At 40.0% G+C, this 15,518-nt stretch carries 15 protein-coding genes; 10 read left to right on the top strand and 5 right to left on the bottom strand.

The window, feature by feature from the left end; genetic code table 11:
- Nucleotides 1–6 precede the first annotated feature (6 nt).
- On the bottom strand, nt 7–432 hold the full coding sequence (locus BIZ36_RS03215) for a hypothetical protein (protein WP_187456426.1): 426 nt from the start codon (nt 430–432) through the stop codon (nt 7–9).
- A 144-nt stretch (nt 433–576) separates the two neighbouring features.
- Nucleotides 577–1,584 (bottom strand): recombinase RecA, encoded by a 1,008-nt coding sequence (gene recA / locus BIZ36_RS03210; RefSeq protein WP_187456425.1) that lies wholly within the window; start codon nt 1,582–1,584, stop codon nt 577–579.
- A 475-nt stretch (nt 1,585–2,059) separates the two neighbouring features.
- On the opposite strand from recA, the gene trhO reads away from it, so the two are divergent.
- The 7 genes from trhO (at nt 2,060) to BIZ36_RS03175 (ending at nt 9,875) form a co-directional block, all read left to right on the top strand.
- The gene (gene trhO, locus BIZ36_RS03205; RefSeq protein WP_187456424.1) at nt 2,060–3,091 is read left to right on the top strand and encodes an oxygen-dependent tRNA uridine(34) hydroxylase TrhO; all 1,032 of its coding nucleotides are present in this window, start codon (nt 2,060–2,062) and stop codon (nt 3,089–3,091) included.
- A 123-nt stretch (nt 3,092–3,214) separates the two neighbouring features.
- Entirely contained in the window at nt 3,215–4,504 is a 1,290-nt protein-coding gene (locus BIZ36_RS03200; protein WP_187456423.1) for a PSP1 domain-containing protein, read from the top strand.
- On the top strand, nt 4,497–4,979 hold the full coding sequence (locus BIZ36_RS03195; RefSeq protein WP_187456422.1) for a gliding motility lipoprotein GldH: 483 nt from the start codon (nt 4,497–4,499) through the stop codon (nt 4,977–4,979). The genes BIZ36_RS03200 and BIZ36_RS03195 overlap by 8 nt, the downstream gene beginning before the upstream one ends.
- Before the next feature lie 3 nt (nt 4,980–4,982).
- Complete coding sequence (locus tag BIZ36_RS03190; protein WP_187456421.1) at nt 4,983–7,328, top strand: penicillin-binding protein 1A; 2,346 nt, start codon at nt 4,983–4,985, stop codon at nt 7,326–7,328.
- Between the two features lie 97 nt (nt 7,329–7,425).
- The gene (locus BIZ36_RS03185; protein ID WP_187456420.1) at nt 7,426–8,127 is read left to right on the top strand and encodes a CoA transferase subunit A; all 702 of its coding nucleotides are present in this window, start codon (nt 7,426–7,428) and stop codon (nt 8,125–8,127) included.
- 166 nt (nt 8,128–8,293) lie between these two features.
- Entirely contained in the window at nt 8,294–8,947 is a 654-nt protein-coding gene (locus BIZ36_RS03180) for a CoA transferase subunit B (RefSeq protein ID WP_187456419.1), read from the top strand.
- Nucleotides 8,948–9,341: 394 nt separating this feature from the next.
- Nucleotides 9,342–9,875, top strand: coding sequence for a GNAT family N-acetyltransferase (locus BIZ36_RS03175; RefSeq protein WP_187456418.1), 534 nt, complete (start codon nt 9,342–9,344; stop codon nt 9,873–9,875).
- A gap of 1 nt (nt 9,876) precedes the next feature.
- Here the strand turns inward: BIZ36_RS03175 and BIZ36_RS03170 are convergent, their stop codons facing one another.
- Complete coding sequence (locus BIZ36_RS03170; protein WP_187456417.1) at nt 9,877–11,037, bottom strand: methionine aminotransferase; 1,161 nt, start codon at nt 11,035–11,037, stop codon at nt 9,877–9,879.
- A gap of 105 nt (nt 11,038–11,142) precedes the next feature.
- Here BIZ36_RS03170 and BIZ36_RS03165 point away from each other — a divergent pair, with 105 nt between their 5' ends.
- Both BIZ36_RS03165 and BIZ36_RS03160 read left to right on the top strand, forming a co-directional pair.
- A complete protein-coding gene (locus tag BIZ36_RS03165) occupies nt 11,143–12,117 on the top strand; it encodes a ThuA domain-containing protein (protein ID WP_187456416.1) in 975 nt (324 codons plus the stop codon).
- Nucleotides 12,118–12,507 carry a DUF2721 domain-containing protein gene (locus BIZ36_RS03160; protein WP_187456415.1) on the top strand — a complete coding sequence of 130 codons (390 nt, stop codon included), beginning with the start codon at nt 12,118–12,120 and terminating at the stop codon, nt 12,505–12,507.
- Nucleotides 12,508–12,668: 161 nt separating this feature from the next.
- Here BIZ36_RS03160 and BIZ36_RS03155 read toward each other — a convergent pair whose 3' ends face one another.
- Entirely contained in the window at nt 12,669–13,643 is a 975-nt protein-coding gene (locus BIZ36_RS03155) for a succinylglutamate desuccinylase/aspartoacylase family protein (protein ID WP_187456414.1), read from the bottom strand.
- Nucleotides 13,634–14,527 (bottom strand): RimK family alpha-L-glutamate ligase, encoded by an 894-nt coding sequence (locus BIZ36_RS03150; RefSeq protein ID WP_187456413.1) that lies wholly within the window; start codon nt 14,525–14,527, stop codon nt 13,634–13,636. Before BIZ36_RS03150 ends, BIZ36_RS03155 begins: the two co-directional genes overlap by 10 nt.
- A gap of 319 nt (nt 14,528–14,846) precedes the next feature.
- On the opposite strand from BIZ36_RS03150, the gene BIZ36_RS03145 reads away from it, so the two are divergent.
- A complete protein-coding gene (locus BIZ36_RS03145) occupies nt 14,847–15,515 on the top strand; it encodes a succinate dehydrogenase cytochrome b subunit (protein WP_187456412.1) in 669 nt (222 codons plus the stop codon).
- Nucleotides 15,516–15,518: the final 3 nt, after the last annotated feature.

Here is a 15,518-nt window from a genome sequence, read left to right as displayed (position 1 = left end):
GCTAAATTACTTTACCGGCACATTTAATTCTATGAATTCAGGATTGCCGTCTGCATCGTCCCCTGAATAAAATTTAAACACATAGGGGTCTGTATAGATGACTTCAAACTGAAAAGAATCCCTAATTTCCTCGGCAATTTCTGCACATTCATCCTTTTCGAGTTCAATACCTATATGAGATACCGTTCTTACATTGGTAGAGTCTGTGGTAGAGGGTCTAACATCAAACCTATCTGCCAAGGTACAGTCATTAGGTCTTAACAGGTCAACATTAATGGTGTAGACTCTTCCAAATTCAAAGGTATCCGGAACTTGTGCGTTCACAATTTGCAAGGGGGTGTAATGAAAATTGGCTCCATCATCGTCCAAACTACATGATCCAATTGCAAATGCGACAGCTATCGAAGATACTAGATAAAACAATCGCTTCATAATTACGTCAATTTTTTTTCATAAGATGAGAAAGAGACGTAAGGGTTGCGTTCCTAGGGAAGGGTTGAAATGAAAATCGCTTGTTTTAGGCAATATTTAACTCTTCAACCCAAAACAAGCGATATATAAAACTATGATACTGTATTATTCAGAAAGTACGTTGATGGCGTCCCTGATCTTACCATCTAGCTCTTCAAATAATTCAGGGTTATCTAAAAGAAGCGATTTAACGGCATCACGGCCCTGGCCTAGTTTGGTGTCTCCGTAGCTAAACCATGAACCACTCTTCTTTACAATCTCATATTGTACTCCAAGGTCTATGATTTCACCTACTTTTGATATCCCTTCGCCATACATGATATCAAATTCTGTGGTACGGAAGGGTGGTGCCACCTTATTTTTAACCACTTTTACGCGGGTTTTGTTACCTTGAACATCCCCATCGGTATTTTTTATCTGGGTAGATCGCCTAATGTCCAATCTAACCGATGCATAAAACTTTAAGGCGTTACCACCAGTGGTAGTCTCCGGATTTCCGAACATCACCCCGATTTTTTCTCTTAATTGGTTAATGAAAATTACGGTACAATGGGTTTTGCTGATAGACGCCGTTAGTTTACGCAACGCTTGGGACATTAATCTAGCGTGAAGCCCCATCTTGGAATCTCCCATTTCACCTTCTATTTCACTTTTTGGGGTAAGGGCGGCAACGGAGTCGATAATCACAATATCAATGGCACCTGAACGTATAAGGTTATCCGCAATTTCCAAAGCTTGCTCACCATTATCAGGTTGAGAGATAATAAGATTGTCTATGTCAACTCCTAATTTTTGCGCATAAAAACGGTCAAAAGCATGTTCTGCATCAATAAAGGCGGCAATACCTCCCTTTTTTTGTGCTTCTGCCATGGCATGCAAGGTAAGTGTAGTTTTACCGGAGGATTCTGGACCGTAAATCTCAATGATCCGGCCACGGGGATAACCACCTACCCCTAAGGCAATGTCTAGACCTAGGGAGCCGGAAGGGATTACATCTACATCTTCTACCACGCTATCACCCATTTTCATGACCGCGCCTTTTCCGTATGTTTTATCTAGTTTGTCTAACGTTAATTTTAGTGCCTTAAGTTTGGCGTCTTTTTCCGAGCTCATATTTTTCAAAATTAGGATTGCTAAATTACCATTTCTTTTGCACAATACCAGTTGCTAAAATTGGTTTTTGACCCAACTTAGGATGTTTGAACTTCAAATGTTTATAAGTTTTTTGAAAGGGTCATTGTTTATAGACTTTACTAGATGCGACGACCATCATGTCTAAAAAGAAATCGACTTTTTTCTTCCAGAGACGCAACCTTTTATGTGAAACGGTATCTTTATAGAAACACGACATCCGATTTATCGGGAACTAACTCAAACATCATCCTCCGGATAGCTATATATGGAGGGCAACACAGGCCAATTCCTCTTTAGTGTTTTTTAAAGACTGCTATGAAAAAGAGTCAAGGGAATGGCCATTGAAGAGCCTTGATAGTCCATCAGGGCTCTTTTTTTATTGGTATACCCTCTATTTTACGTAGTTTTGCAAAAAAATTAAGTATCCTTTTTTAACTTAAAACGTAGGTATAGCATGCAACTGTACAACACTTTAAGTGCAAGGGAGAGAGCCGCCCTTATTGAAGAGGCGGGGCAAGAACGCCTTACTATCTCTTTCTATAAATATGCACATATAGGCAACCCCAAGATTTTTAGGAACCATCTTTTCATCACTTGGAATGAATTGGATGTTTTAGGTAGAATTTACGTGGCCAATGAGGGTATCAACGCTCAACTTTCCGTTCCGGCAGAAAATTTTGAAGCTTTTAAAGAACATCTGGACAGCATTTCATTTTTGGAAAATGTTAGGCTTAACATTGCCATTGAACAGGATAACATGTCCTTTTTAAAACTGAAGGTAAAGGTGAGACATAAAATAGTGGCAGATGGTCTTAACGATGCTACTTTTGATGTTACCAACAAGGGTGTTCATGTGGGTGCCGAAAAATTCAACGAACTTATAGAAGACCCGGATACCATCTTGGTAGACATGCGGAATCATTACGAAAGTGAGATAGGGCATTTTAAGAATGCCATTACGCCAGATGTAGATACTTTTCGCGATTCGCTTGATATCATTGAACAAGATTTATCGGAACATAAGGAGGATAAAAAACTGGTTATGTACTGTACGGGAGGTATTCGTTGTGAAAAAGCCAGTGCCTATTATAAGCATAAAGGTTTTAAACAGGTATATCAGTTAGAAGGCGGCATTATAGACTATACTCGCCAAGTACAGAACAAAAATTTGGAAAACAAGTTCTTGGGTAAAAATTTTGTGTTTGACCACAGGCGTAGCGAACGTATATCGGACGATATTATTTCCAATTGCCATCAATGTGGTAAACCCTGTGATACGCATGTAAACTGTGCCAATGAAGCGTGCCACCTTCTTTTTATACAATGTGATGAATGCGCTGCCCAAATGGACAATTGCTGTAGCGATGATTGCAAAAAAGTAAATGCGTTACCCTATGAAGAACAGAAAAAGCTTAGAAAGGGTAAGGGTGCAAGCAATAAGATATTCAAAAAAGGACGATCGGAAGTATTGAAGTTCAAGCAATAAGAGGCAGGTAAAATTGTTCGCTTTACATCGCATCAAAATTTCATTACCTTTACGTTTAAGATTAGTATGAACCCAATCCCAATAAGGTGAGTATCACCTAGTTTAGGGATCAAGATATAAAATATGGGCTGTAGCAGTTGTTCGACCGCAAAGGACGGACAACCTCGTGGATGCAAGAACAACGGAACTTGTGGTACCGATGGTTGTAATAAATTAACGGTCTTTGATTGGCTTTCCAATATGTCACTTCCTGGGGGTGAAAAACCTTTTGATTGTGTGGAAGTACGCTTTAAGAATAGCAGAAAAGAATTTTTTAGGAATACGGAGAACTTAACCCTCTCCATTGGTGATGTAATTGCCACTCAAGCCCAATCAGGTCATGATATTGGTATGGTTACCTTAGTTGGTGAGCTGGTCAAGGTACAGATGAAGCGCAAGAAAGTGGATTTCAAGGATAAGACCATTCCTAAAATCTACCGTAAAGCGACTCAAAATGATATAGATAAATGGCAAAAATGCCGGGACCGTGAAGAGGAGATTAAAAAACGTGCCAGGGAAATAGCCATCATTCTTAAGCTGCAAATGAAAATTTCCGATGTGGAATTTCAAGGCGATGGTTCTAAAGCCACCTTTTATTACACCGCAGAGGAAAGAGTAGATTTTAGGCAGTTGATCAAGGACATGGCCAAGGCCTTTGGCATTCGTATAGAGATGCGCCAAATAGGTTACCGTCAAGAAGCCCAGAGACTGGGCGGAATAGGTTCTTGTGGACGGGAACTTTGTTGCTCCACTTGGCTAACGGATTTCAGATCCGTTTCCACATCCGCTGCCCGTTACCAGCAATTATCTTTGAACCCCCAAAAACTGGCCGGTCAATGCGGTAAGCTAAAATGCTGTCTAAATTACGAGCTTGATATGTATTTAGAGGCACTAAAGGATTTTCCCGCCTCCGACACAAAATTGTTTACTGAGAAAGGGCTTGCATTCTGCCAAAAGACAGATATTTTCAAAGAACTTTTGTGGTTCTCTTACAAGGATGACCCTTCCAATTGGCATGTTCTGAACAAAGGGCAAGTACAGGAAATATTGGAGAAGAATAAGAAAAAGGAAAAAGTTGCAAGTTTAGAGGAATATACCACGGAAAACTTCGTTAATGAAGAAAAGGAGACCGTTTTTGAAAATGTAGTGGGGCAAGATAGCTTAACACGTTTTGATAGGCCTAAAAAGTCAAGAAACAGGAAGCGCAACCGCAATAAGACCAAAAGCAAAAATGGAGACACCAAAACAAGGTCCCGTGGGAATGCTAAAAAACAAACAAAGGATAAGCAACCAAATAACAACCGGCCCAAAAGCGGTAGGCCAAACCAAAAGAAACGCAGGAACAATAACAAAAGGCAACAGAAAAATGAGTAAATATTGGGGCGCACTTTTTATAGCCTTGCTTTTTTCTTGCAATGAAAATTTGGTGAAATCAGAATTTCAAGCCACTCAAAATGGGACTTGGAACAAGGACAGCATCTATCAATTTTCCTTTTCAGAAATAGATACCGTACAAAAACACCATATGTTCATAACGGTACGCAATGATGCATCCTTTCCTTATAACAACCTGTTCCTTATTGCGGAATTGGAATTTCCGTCCGGAGAAACGGTAAAGGATACCTTGGAGTATGAAATGGCACTACCAGACGGTACTTGGTTAGGAAAAGGCTACGGTAGTATCAAGGAAAACAAATTATGGTACAAGGAGAACATCGTTTTTCCTACTTCTGGCGTATATAATTTGAGCTTGTCTCATGCCATGCGCAGAAATGGTAGTGTAAACGGGGTGGAAAGCCTTCAAGGTGTCACCGATGTAGGTTTTGAAATAGAAAAAAGTAATCAATAGAATATGGCCAAGGTTGCTAAAAAGGAAAAGCCGACCGGTTTTTTCAAATTCGTTAAATGGTTTTGGATTTTATTTGCCTCTGGAGTATTAGTGGCCGCGCTAATCTTTTTATTGGCTTCATGGGGAATGTTGGGAATAGACATGCCGGAATATGAATATCTGGAGAATCCACAAACCAATTTAGCAACAGAAATCATTTCCTCCGATGGAAAAACATTGGGGAAATTCTACTTGGATGACAACCGTACTCCTGTACCTTATGACAGTTTACCTGAAAATTTGGTAAACGCACTCGTGGCAACCGAAGATGCACGTTTTTATGACCACTCCGGTATTGACGCCTATGGCGTAATGAGGGCAGTTGCCTATCTGGGGAGTAAAGGTGGTGCAAGTACCATAACCCAACAGTTGGCCAGACAGTTATTTGTAGGGGTGCGTTCTAAAAATAAGGTAGAGGCCATTAGGCAGAAAATAATGGAGTGGGTCTTGGCCACAAGGTTGGAGAGACAGTATACCAAGGAGGAAATCATCGCCATGTATTTAAATCAATATGATTTTCTCAATAATGCGGATGGAATTCGTTCTGCTTCCAAAATTTACTTTGGTAAAGAACCACAAGAATTAAAGACGGAAGAATCAGCCGTTTTGGTGGGCATGCTTAAAAACTCCTCGTATTTTAACCCCATTAGAAGGGAAGAGTTGGTCACCAACCGTAGGAATACGGTCTTGGGCCAGATGGCCAAATACGGCTATATTTCAGAAAAGGAAAAGGATTCGTTGCAGGCCCTTAAAATGGATATCAATTATAATCCGGAATCCCATAGAGAAGGTTTGGCCACCTATTTTAGAATGTACCTTCAAGGGTTCATGAACGATTGGATCGAAAAAAATCCAAAACCGGCCATTGATGGCGCGCGTGATAAATGGAGCCTGTGGTTAGACGGATTAAAAATATATACCACTATTGACTCTAGAATGCAGGCAAATGCAGAAGATGCCGTGCGAAAACATATGACCAAACTGCAAGCTGAGTTCTTTCACCAAAACACGCCGGACAGAAATCCAACTGCCCCATTTTTAGATTTGGACAAATCTGAAATTAATTCCATAATGGAAAGGGCTATGAGAACCTCCGAAAGATGGAGAAAAATGAAAGATCAAGGAAAATCTGAAAAGCAGATTAGGGAATCTTTTACCAAGAAAACCGAAATGACCGTTTTTGATTGGAGAAGTGATGGACGTGAAAAAGACACCATCATGACCCCAATGGACTCCATTAGGTATTATAAAACCTTTTTAAGGGCGGCAATGATGTCCATGGAACCACAAACGGGACATGTAAAAGCTTGGGTTGGAGGCATTGATTATAGGCATTTTCAATATGACAATGTAATTCAGGGTGCTAGACAAGCGGGCTCTACATTTAAGCCTTTTGTATATGCGGCCGCAATTGACCAATTGCGATTGTCTCCTTGTGACGAATTACCCGACACCCAATATTGTATTGAAGCCAACAAGCATGGAAATTTAGAGCCTTGGTGCCCTAAAAATGCAGATGGTAGGTACTCTGGAAAAGATTATACCTTAAAAGACGCTCTGGCCAATTCCGTTAATACGGTAACGGCGCAATTGATAGATAGGGTGGGGCCTCGATCCGTGGTGTCCATCGTAAAGAATTTAGGTTTGGACCGTGAAATACTTGAAGTTCCCTCAATTGCCTTGGGAACCCCGGACTTTAATGTGTATGAAATGGTAGGTGCGTATGGTGCATTTGCCAATCAAGGGGTCTACGTTAAGCCAGTAATGGTAACTAGAATCGAAGATAAAAACGGAACGGTTCTGTACGAGTATGTGCCAGAGACTAAGGATGTACTTAGCAAAGATGTAGCATACGCCATGGTCAACCTTATGGAGGGGGTAACACAAGGTGGTTCAGGTACTAGATTGAGGCATAGTTATAAAAAGAACGCTACGGAATATAAGGAGATTATTACGGGTTACCCTTACGGTTTTACCAACCCTATTGCTGGTAAAACAGGAACTACCCAAAACCAAAGTGATGGATGGTTTATGGGAATGGTCCCAAATCTGGTGACAGGTGTTTGGGTAGGTGGCGAAGAAAGGTCCGTACACTTTAAAAGCATCACGTATGGTCAAGGAGCATCCATGGCTTTACCTATCTGGGGCATGTACATGAAAAAGAATTATGAAAACAAAGATTTGGGTATATCGGACGGAGCTTTTGAGAAACCGGAAGACCTCTCCATTCGAGTAGATTGTACACAACCTGCAGAACAAGAACAAGATGACATTGAATTAGAGGACGATCTAGAAGATTTGGACTTCTAAAAGTTTTAAATGATTCATAAAAACCCTTAACCTTTTTAAAGGTTAAGGGTTTTTTTATGGATAAAATTGTAAATTCAACAAACTCAATTTTAGTTGTATGATTCTTAAAAAAGTAGCTGGTGTAGAAGAAGCCTTGCAAGGAGTTAAGAACGGCATGACCTTTATGCTCGGAGGTTTTGGTCTCTGTGGCATTCCAGAAAATGCCATTTCCCAATTGGTTAAACTAGGCATTACGGATATTACCTGCATTTCAAACAATGCCGGGGTGGACGATTTTGGTCTAGGGCTGTTATTGCAAAAACATCAGATAAAAAAAATGATTTCTTCCTATGTGGGTGAAAATGATGAGTTTGAGCGGCAGATGCTTAGTGGCGAGTTGGAAGTAGAGCTCACCCCCCAAGGAACTTTGGCAGAAAAATGCAGGGCCGCCCAAGCTGGTTTTCCGGCATTTTACACCCCGGCCGGTTATGGAACCGAGGTTGCCATGGGTAAAGAAACGAGGGAGTTCAATGGTAAAATGTATGTACTTGAAGAAGCCTTTAAGGCCGATTTTTCATTTGTAAAAGCTTGGAAGGGAGATGAAGCAGGGAACCTGATTTTCAAAGGTACGGCCAGAAACTTCAATCCCTGTATGTGTGGAGCGGCTAAAATCACGGTTGCCGAAGTTGAGGAATTAGTGCCTGCAGGTGAATTGGATCCAAACCAAATTCATGTGCCCGGCATATTTGTGCAGCGCATATTTCAAGGAAAGGCTTACGAAAAGCGAATTGAGCAGAGAACGGTTCGTAAACGTAGTTAATATATAGATTCAAAAATGCGTTAAGGTGATAATTGGTTGATGCAGACAAATATAAATTTATTGAAAAATACACGCTACTATTTTCATTGTCTCGAAACTTACTACAACACTCAAGAAATCGTAATGTCCAATTTTCAAATTAACAAATTAGTAAATTAAGAACATCATGTTGGATAAAAACGGAATAGCAAAAAGAATAGCTAAAGAAGTAAAAGATGGTTATTATGTAAACCTCGGAATAGGTATTCCCACTTTGGTGGCCAACTTTGTGAGGGACGATATTAGTGTGGAATTTCAAAGTGAGAACGGGGTATTGGGCATGGGGCCTTTCCCTTTTGAGGGAGAAGAAGATGCAGACATAATCAACGCGGGTAAGCAAACCATTACCACACTTCCCGGAGCTTCTTTTTTTGATTCGGCTACCAGTTTTGGAATGATTAGGGGGCAACATGTAGACTTAACCATTCTTGGTGCTATGGAGGTTGCGGAAAATGGAGATATTGCCAACTGGAAAATTCCCGGGAAAATGGTGAAAGGTATGGGTGGTGCCATGGATTTGGTAGCTTCCGCTGAGAATATCATTGTTGCTATGATGCATACCAATAGAGCTGGAGAGTCCAAGTTGCTGAAGCAATGTTCGCTGCCCTTGACAGGTGTAGGTTGTGTAACCAAAATTGTGACCAACTTGGCCGTTATTGAAGTAACCGCAAGAGGATTTGTATTGAAAGAAAGAGCTCCCGGAGTCTCTGTTGAGGAAATAAAAGCAGCAACAGAAGGTACATTGATAATTGAAGGTAATATCGCCGAAATGGCCATTTAATTCCTACATTTCTGTAGTACGGTTGTAAGTAGAACCTGGAATATATTGAAAATTTAATGGCTTCTTCATTTTCACAACAAATTGCAGGCTGTTCACAACAAGTATTTTACTACTGTTGAATTCTACCGTAGTTTTAGGTTATAATTAATTGCAAGAACTACTTTTTAAACCCTTACCAAATCCAATTGTAAAATTGAACTAAACCTACAGCCTATGGAAGCCCAAATGAACCAAACTAAAGAAGACATCCAAGTGTATCGTTATGAATTTTTAAGCGGTATTGTGTTACTGACCAAAAAGTTATTTATGCTATAATACTTTTTGAAGGAAAAAAATGTAAGAGCAATTTCCCCAAAGGTTGCTCTTTTTTTATGCCTTTTATTTATATTGGACCATGGATAAACAGCATCGGTACCGTCTAATAAAATGTCAATCAAGTGATTTGGATAACTTGGTGAAAATTTCAAGTGAGACCTTTCGTGCTGCTTTTGAAAAGCAGAATGACCCTGTTGATTTTGAAAAGTATATGTCCGAAGCTTTTTCGGCAGATCGGTTAAAAAAGGAACTGAATCAAAAACACGCTTCTTTCTACTTTTTATGGGATGGAGATGCACTTGCAGGTTACCTTAAAGTCAATGAATTTGGGGCACAATCAGATTTGAAAATTGATGAGGCCTTGGAGTTGGAGAGAATATATGTGCTGCAAAATTATCAAGGAAAGGGAATTGGAGCGCACCTGATAGAAGAGGTGAAGACCATTGCCAAGAACAGAGATAAAAATTTTATTTGGTTAGGGGTCTGGGAAGAAAACCACAGTGCCATCAAGTTCTATGAGAAAAACGGCTTCTATAAATTTGGCACTCATCCATATATAGTGGGAGATGATAAGCAAACTGATTGGTTGATGAGGTACGACCTTGAAGTTTAAATCACTTTAGACTACATAGAATCTCCGCTGCTTTTAACAAGGTCTCTTTCTTTTTGGCAAAACAGAATCGTAGAACGCCATCTTGCCTGCGGTCTACATTAAACGATGAAATGGGTATACTGGCCAATTGATGTTCTTTTATAAGTCGTTCCGCTAAAACGTCATCGTCTTCAGAAGTAATATTTGTATAATCCAATAACTGAAAATAAGTTCCTTGGGTTGGTGTGAACTTAAATTTGGAGCCGACCAAAGCACTTAAGAACAAATCCCTTTTATCCTGATAGAATTTTCGGAGATTTAAATAGTTCGTTTCTCGTTTTAGATAGGTTGTCAAGGCATTTTGAATGGGGTGATGTATGGAATAAACTGCAAATTGATGCACTTTCCTGAACTCTGTCATTAAGGCCTTTGGGGCAGCACAGTAACCAATTTTCCAACCGGTGACATGAAATGTTTTGCCAAAGGAGGCACAAATAAAACTGCGTTGGACTAAATCGTCAAATCTTGAAGCACTTTGATGCTCATAATTGTCAAATAGAATATGTTCGTAAACCTCATCACTAATAAGTATAATGTTGGTGGGTCTCAAAATTTCTTGCAGTTGAAGCATTTCCTCTTTACTGAAGACTCTGCCACTTGGGTTGTGGGGCGTGTTGATGATCATCATTCTAGTCTTCCCTGAAATTTTTTCTTTAAGTTCCGTCCAATCCACTTGGTAATCGCCTTTGCTCATTTGAACAGGAACAGGAGTACCTCCATTGGCCAAAATGGAAGGTTCGTAACTATCATAAGAAGGTTTAAGAATAATCACTTCGTCTCCAGGGTGTACAAAGGCAGCAATGGAGGTGTAAATAGCTTGGGTAGCACCTACGGTGATGGTAATTTCCTCATCAACTTGATAAAGGGCACCGTGAAGCTTTTCAATTTTTTCTGAAATAATTTCTCTTAAACCCATATGCCCTTGCATAGGGGCATATTGATTGTACCCAGAAAGCATCGATTCATTTACTAGCCTAATAAGATCAGGGTCTATTTCAAAATTTGGAAAACCTTGTGATAGGTCGGTCGCATTATACTTTCGGGCCAATACTCCAATAGTGGAAAAAATGGTTGTTTTTACTTCCGGAAGCTTGCTTTTTGGCGGTTCAATTCTAACGTTCATAATTTGGCAAAGAGAAAGTGAATTTACAACGAATCACCTAGATTGTTCTCACTTACTATAAATTCTTCTAGGTAATCGATTATATTTATAGGGCAAAAATGAAATATGAAAACTCAACCACGTATTATTTTCACAGTTTTGGCCACTATGATCTGTAGCCTCGGTTTTTCCCAATCCTCCAAAAAAACTATTAAAACGCTTATTGTAGATGGGCAGAACAATCACGAACATTGGCCCAAGATAACCTATATGTTGAAGGCAGAAATGGAGAAAACGGGGTTGTTTTCTGTGGATGTTGCCCGTTCTGCCTACACCTGGCAGGGAGAACAATTTTTAGAAGATTATAGTATTGCAGGCACGGAAGGAACTGAAGCTTTGGAGAAACCCAAGGCGGATCCTGATTACGCACCAAAATTCTCAAAATACGATTTGATTGTCTGTAATTTTGGATGGAATGCCGCACCATGGCCAGAGGAAACCAAAAAAGATTTTGAAAAGTATATCAAAAAAGGGGGCGGACTTGTGGTTTTTCATGCCGCTGATAATTCCTTTCCCGAATGGGAAGCCTATAATCAAATGATTGGATTGGGCGGATGGGGAGACCGAACTGAAAAGGACGGTCCGTACGTGTATTATAACGATGAGGGAAAATTGATTAGGGATAATTCTCCTGGGCACGCAGGTTCCCATGGTCCCCAACACGAATACCAGATTCAGGTACGTAATTTTGACCATCCCATTACCAAAGGTATGCCCGAAAAGTGGTTGCATGCCAAAGATGAACTCTATGATCGGTTGAGAGGCCCTGCCGAAAATATGGAAGTTTTGGCAACAGCCTACTCTTCTGAGGAGTACAAAGGTACTTCAAGGCACGAACCTGCCTTAATGGTATTGAATTATGGTAAAGGGCGAATTTTCCACAATATCATGGGCCATGCCGATTATTCTGTTAAGAGCGTTGGTTTTATGGTGAGTATGTTACGGGGTAGCGAATGGGCCGCCACTGGAAAAGTGACCCAAGAAATTCCTGATAATTTTCCAACGGCAGAAGAATCAAGATCAGTAAAATTCCAAGAGTAAATGGAATTGACCTTAAGCATTCCGGCACTTTTGTTTCCGGCCATCTCCTTGACCATGCTGGCATACAACGCAAGGTATTTGGCAATTGCGGCATTGATCAGGCAATTGCATCAAAAATACCAAGAAACGGAATCGGGAGCCATTGCCCTACAAGTTAAAAAACTCCGAAAACGGCTGACCATCATCAAAAACATGCAGGCCACCGCTATCTTTAGTTTTCTATTGGCCGTAATAACGATGTCTTTAATTTATATTGAACAGCGGTTTTGGGCCAACCTGGTTTTTGGCATCAGTCTCTTGGCGTTAATGGTCAGTTTGGTGCTGTCATTTATCGAAGTACAGCTATCAACAAAAGCGCTTTCCATTCAGTTGGAAGATATGGAGGGTTGATAATATCTAAGTAGGTTACAATTATTCAAACCGACTAACGAGTCGGTGTATGCAGTTCTTAAAATGGATGCAAAGTCCTGAAAAACGGGATTTAGTAAAACTTAAAATCGGTAAACGGCACAAACGATGGGAAATTGCTGAATTTCACAGGTATCAACTAACTAATCGGTCTGTTCTATTTTCTTTCCTATATGAAAAAGAGCATCCCCTTGGTTCACTACGGCCTGATGATTTATACAAATAACCACTCCATCATAAGGAGCTTTAATCTTTTTGGTGCGTTTGGCAAAAGTGTCCGAAACCAATCCCATCAATTCACCGTTTTTTACAGTGCCGCCATTTTTAACTTTAGGTACAAACATACCGGCAGTGGGGGCACGGAGCCACTTTCGGTCTTCTAGATGTAGCGAGCTCGGTGGTTTTGTTTTAAATTCCATTTTAATCATGCCAAAATGTTTAAGGATATTCAAAACCCCTTGAATCCCTTCTGAAATGGAAAAATCATCAAATCGCATACTTTCACCTGCTTCGTACACAATAATGGGTTTGTTAAGGTTAAAGGCCGTTTTTCTAAAGGAGCCTTTAATTAAGCTTGAAGGAAAGCACAACGGAGCATTGAATAACCTTGCTAGCTCCATACTTTTTTTATCTTCTTGAGTATATCTTATCTGAGGAAAGTTATGTCTTTGTCCTCCACCCGTATGTAGGTCAATGCCAAAATCAATATGCGGAAGTATTTCACGGGTATAATGAAAAGCTATTCTACTTGCCATAGAACCCGATTTAGTGCCCGGAAAACTTCTATTTACATCCTTGCCATCTGGTACGTCCCTAGAAAAATGTATAAAACCAAAAATATTAAGAATGGGCACTGCAATAACCGCTCCTTTGGTGACCTGCAATTGCTTTTCGGCCAGCATTCTTCTCACCACTTCTACGCCGTTTACCTCGTCCCCATGTAATCCCGCCTGAACTAAAACTACAGGGCCGGGTTTTTTTGCATTGAACACATATACGGGTATATCGATAAGGGTTCCGGTGGGCAGTCGGTCAATACTTATGTTTACAAGTTTATTTTGTCCTGGCTTTACGGTAGTTCCCCCAATGGTAATCTCCTTATTGTAGTTTATCTCCATCGTTTCTTTTTACAATTTTTTTCTACGAAAAGGATAATTTCCTTTGCTATATTTATTCCTGTGGCAGCCTCAATACCTCGTAGGCCAGGTGATGCGTTCACTTCAATCAATAAAGGACCTTTATTGGATCTTATAAGATCCACTCCTGCAACTCCCAGCCCTAAATGTTTGGCCGCGTTAATGGCAATTTCTTCTTCTTTTTTGGTGAGTTTTATTTTTTCTGTTTTACCGCCCCTGTGCACATTGCTTCTAAATTCTTCTTGGGAACTTATGCGCTTCATACTGGCTACCACTTTATCGCCCACCACAAAAATGCGAATGTCCTCGCCATTGCTTTCCGCTATATATTTCTGGAGTAAAATACTGGTATCCATCTTATAGAAGGTGTCAATGATGGACTTTGCAGACTTTTGGGATTCGGCAAGAATTACGCCCAATCCGTGAGTACCTTCTTGAATTTTTATGATGACAGGTGCGCCACCGAGTAATTCTATTTGTTCTTCAATAGTATCGGGGTCAATGGAAAATAAGGTTTCAGGAATGGGAATACCCTTTTGTGACATAATCTGTAGGGACCTTACCTTGTTTCTGGCCCTTGCTATGCTCAATGAGCGTGCGGAACTGAACGTACCATTAATTTCAAATTGTTTGACAATAGATACCCCATGCTTGGTAACTTTAGCGCCAATTCTAGGTATGATGGCATCAAATTGGTTGGTGATATTTTTTTCCCTAAAAAAGATTTGGGGAGATTCGCCACCAAGTTTCACCGAGCATTGTGTATGGTCAACCTGTTCAATATAATGGCCTAGGTTTTGAGCTTCTTGGGCTATTCTTCGTGTAGAATAAACGTTATTGCTTACGGAGAGCAGGGCGATATCCATGCTTATGTGCTGGTTGATTTTGAACGTTCTAAAAATACAATTTGTTACGGATTGTTATTCGTAGAAAAGTAAAATAGGTCTCTAATAGATGAAATTAAGATAATTGGGAGGTTTTAGATAGCTATAATTATATTTCGTTAGATATGGAATTGTTTAATTTTTTTTCTCAAAGAGCGATGTTTTTTATAGAGAGATCAAACAGCTAGAACACCTTGATTATAATGGGTCTAAATAACCTTGGTTGCAGGGTTCAAAGTTTGTTAAAGCGGCGTCTATGAACTATTTTTGTAGACGGTTTAAAACTAATTGAAACTTAATAATGAGCGGATTGATAAAATCTTCGATAGCCCGAAAAGTCGTAATGGCCTTATCGGGTCTTTTTTTGGTCTTTTTTCTGGCCCAACACTTTACTATAAACATTACATCGGTCATTGCGCCCGACACCTTTAACGAGTGGTCTCATTTTATGGGCTACAACGGATTGGTACAGTTTGTACTTCAGCCCATTTTAATTGCAGGGGTAATCGTTCATTTTGTTATGGGAATTGCCTTGGAAATTAAAAACAACAACGCAAGGGCCATTAAATACAACAAGTACAACGGAAGTGCCAATGCCTCTTGGATGTCAAGAAACATGATCATTACAGGTCTTGTAGTTTTGGCCTTCCTGGGTCTTCATTTTTATGACTTTTGGGTACATGAAATGAGCTATAAGTATATTGCAGGCAACCCTGAAGACCCTACAAGGTATTATGAGGAAACGGTTGAAAAGTTTGAGCCTTTTTGGCGTACCGTTATCTATGTAATTTCTTTTGTGCTTTTGGCATTGCACCTTTGGCATGGATTTGCTTCCTCATTTCAAAGTATGGGTGTGAACAATAAATACAAATCGGCCATACAAACTTTTACAAAAGTATATGCGATTGTTATTCCTTTGGGATTCATATTTATCGCATTATACCATCATCTTAACCCAATAACACATTAAATA

The sequence above is a fragment of the Cytophaga sp. FL35 genome (genome assembly GCF_014349235.1).
Lineage (GTDB): Bacteria > Bacteroidota > Bacteroidia > Flavobacteriales > Flavobacteriaceae > Euzebyella.
Note: the sequence above shows the minus strand (reverse complement) of the source record. Positions and strands in the feature narration are given on the sequence as shown.

Coding starts and splice junctions, on each gene's coding strand:
- trhO (WP_187456424.1), top strand. CDS start 2,060: ATGCAACTGTACAACACTTTAAGTGCAAGGGAGAGAGCCGCCCTTATT.
- BIZ36_RS03150 (WP_187456413.1), bottom strand. CDS start 14,527: ATGGATATCGCCCTGCTCTCCGTAAGCAATAACGTTTATTCTACACGA.
- BIZ36_RS03190 (WP_187456421.1), top strand. CDS start 4,983: ATGGCCAAGGTTGCTAAAAAGGAAAAGCCGACCGGTTTTTTCAAATTC.
- BIZ36_RS03185 (WP_187456420.1), top strand. CDS start 7,426: ATGATTCTTAAAAAAGTAGCTGGTGTAGAAGAAGCCTTGCAAGGAGTT.
- BIZ36_RS03165 (WP_187456416.1), top strand. CDS start 11,143: ATGAAAACTCAACCACGTATTATTTTCACAGTTTTGGCCACTATGATC.
- recA (WP_187456425.1), bottom strand. CDS start 1,584: ATGAGCTCGGAAAAAGACGCCAAACTTAAGGCACTAAAATTAACGTTA.
- BIZ36_RS03195 (WP_187456422.1), top strand. CDS start 4,497: ATGAGTAAATATTGGGGCGCACTTTTTATAGCCTTGCTTTTTTCTTGC.
- BIZ36_RS03160 (WP_187456415.1), top strand. CDS start 12,118: ATGGAATTGACCTTAAGCATTCCGGCACTTTTGTTTCCGGCCATCTCC.
- BIZ36_RS03180 (WP_187456419.1), top strand. CDS start 8,294: ATGTTGGATAAAAACGGAATAGCAAAAAGAATAGCTAAAGAAGTAAAA.
- BIZ36_RS03170 (WP_187456417.1), bottom strand. CDS start 11,037: ATGAACGTTAGAATTGAACCGCCAAAAAGCAAGCTTCCGGAAGTAAAA.
- BIZ36_RS03175 (WP_187456418.1), top strand. CDS start 9,342: ATGGATAAACAGCATCGGTACCGTCTAATAAAATGTCAATCAAGTGAT.
- BIZ36_RS03215 (WP_187456426.1), bottom strand. CDS start 432: ATGAAGCGATTGTTTTATCTAGTATCTTCGATAGCTGTCGCATTTGCA.
- BIZ36_RS03145 (WP_187456412.1), top strand. CDS start 14,847: ATGAGCGGATTGATAAAATCTTCGATAGCCCGAAAAGTCGTAATGGCC.
- BIZ36_RS03155 (WP_187456414.1), bottom strand. CDS start 13,643: ATGGAGATAAACTACAATAAGGAGATTACCATTGGGGGAACTACCGTA.
- BIZ36_RS03200 (WP_187456423.1), top strand. CDS start 3,215: ATGGGCTGTAGCAGTTGTTCGACCGCAAAGGACGGACAACCTCGTGGA.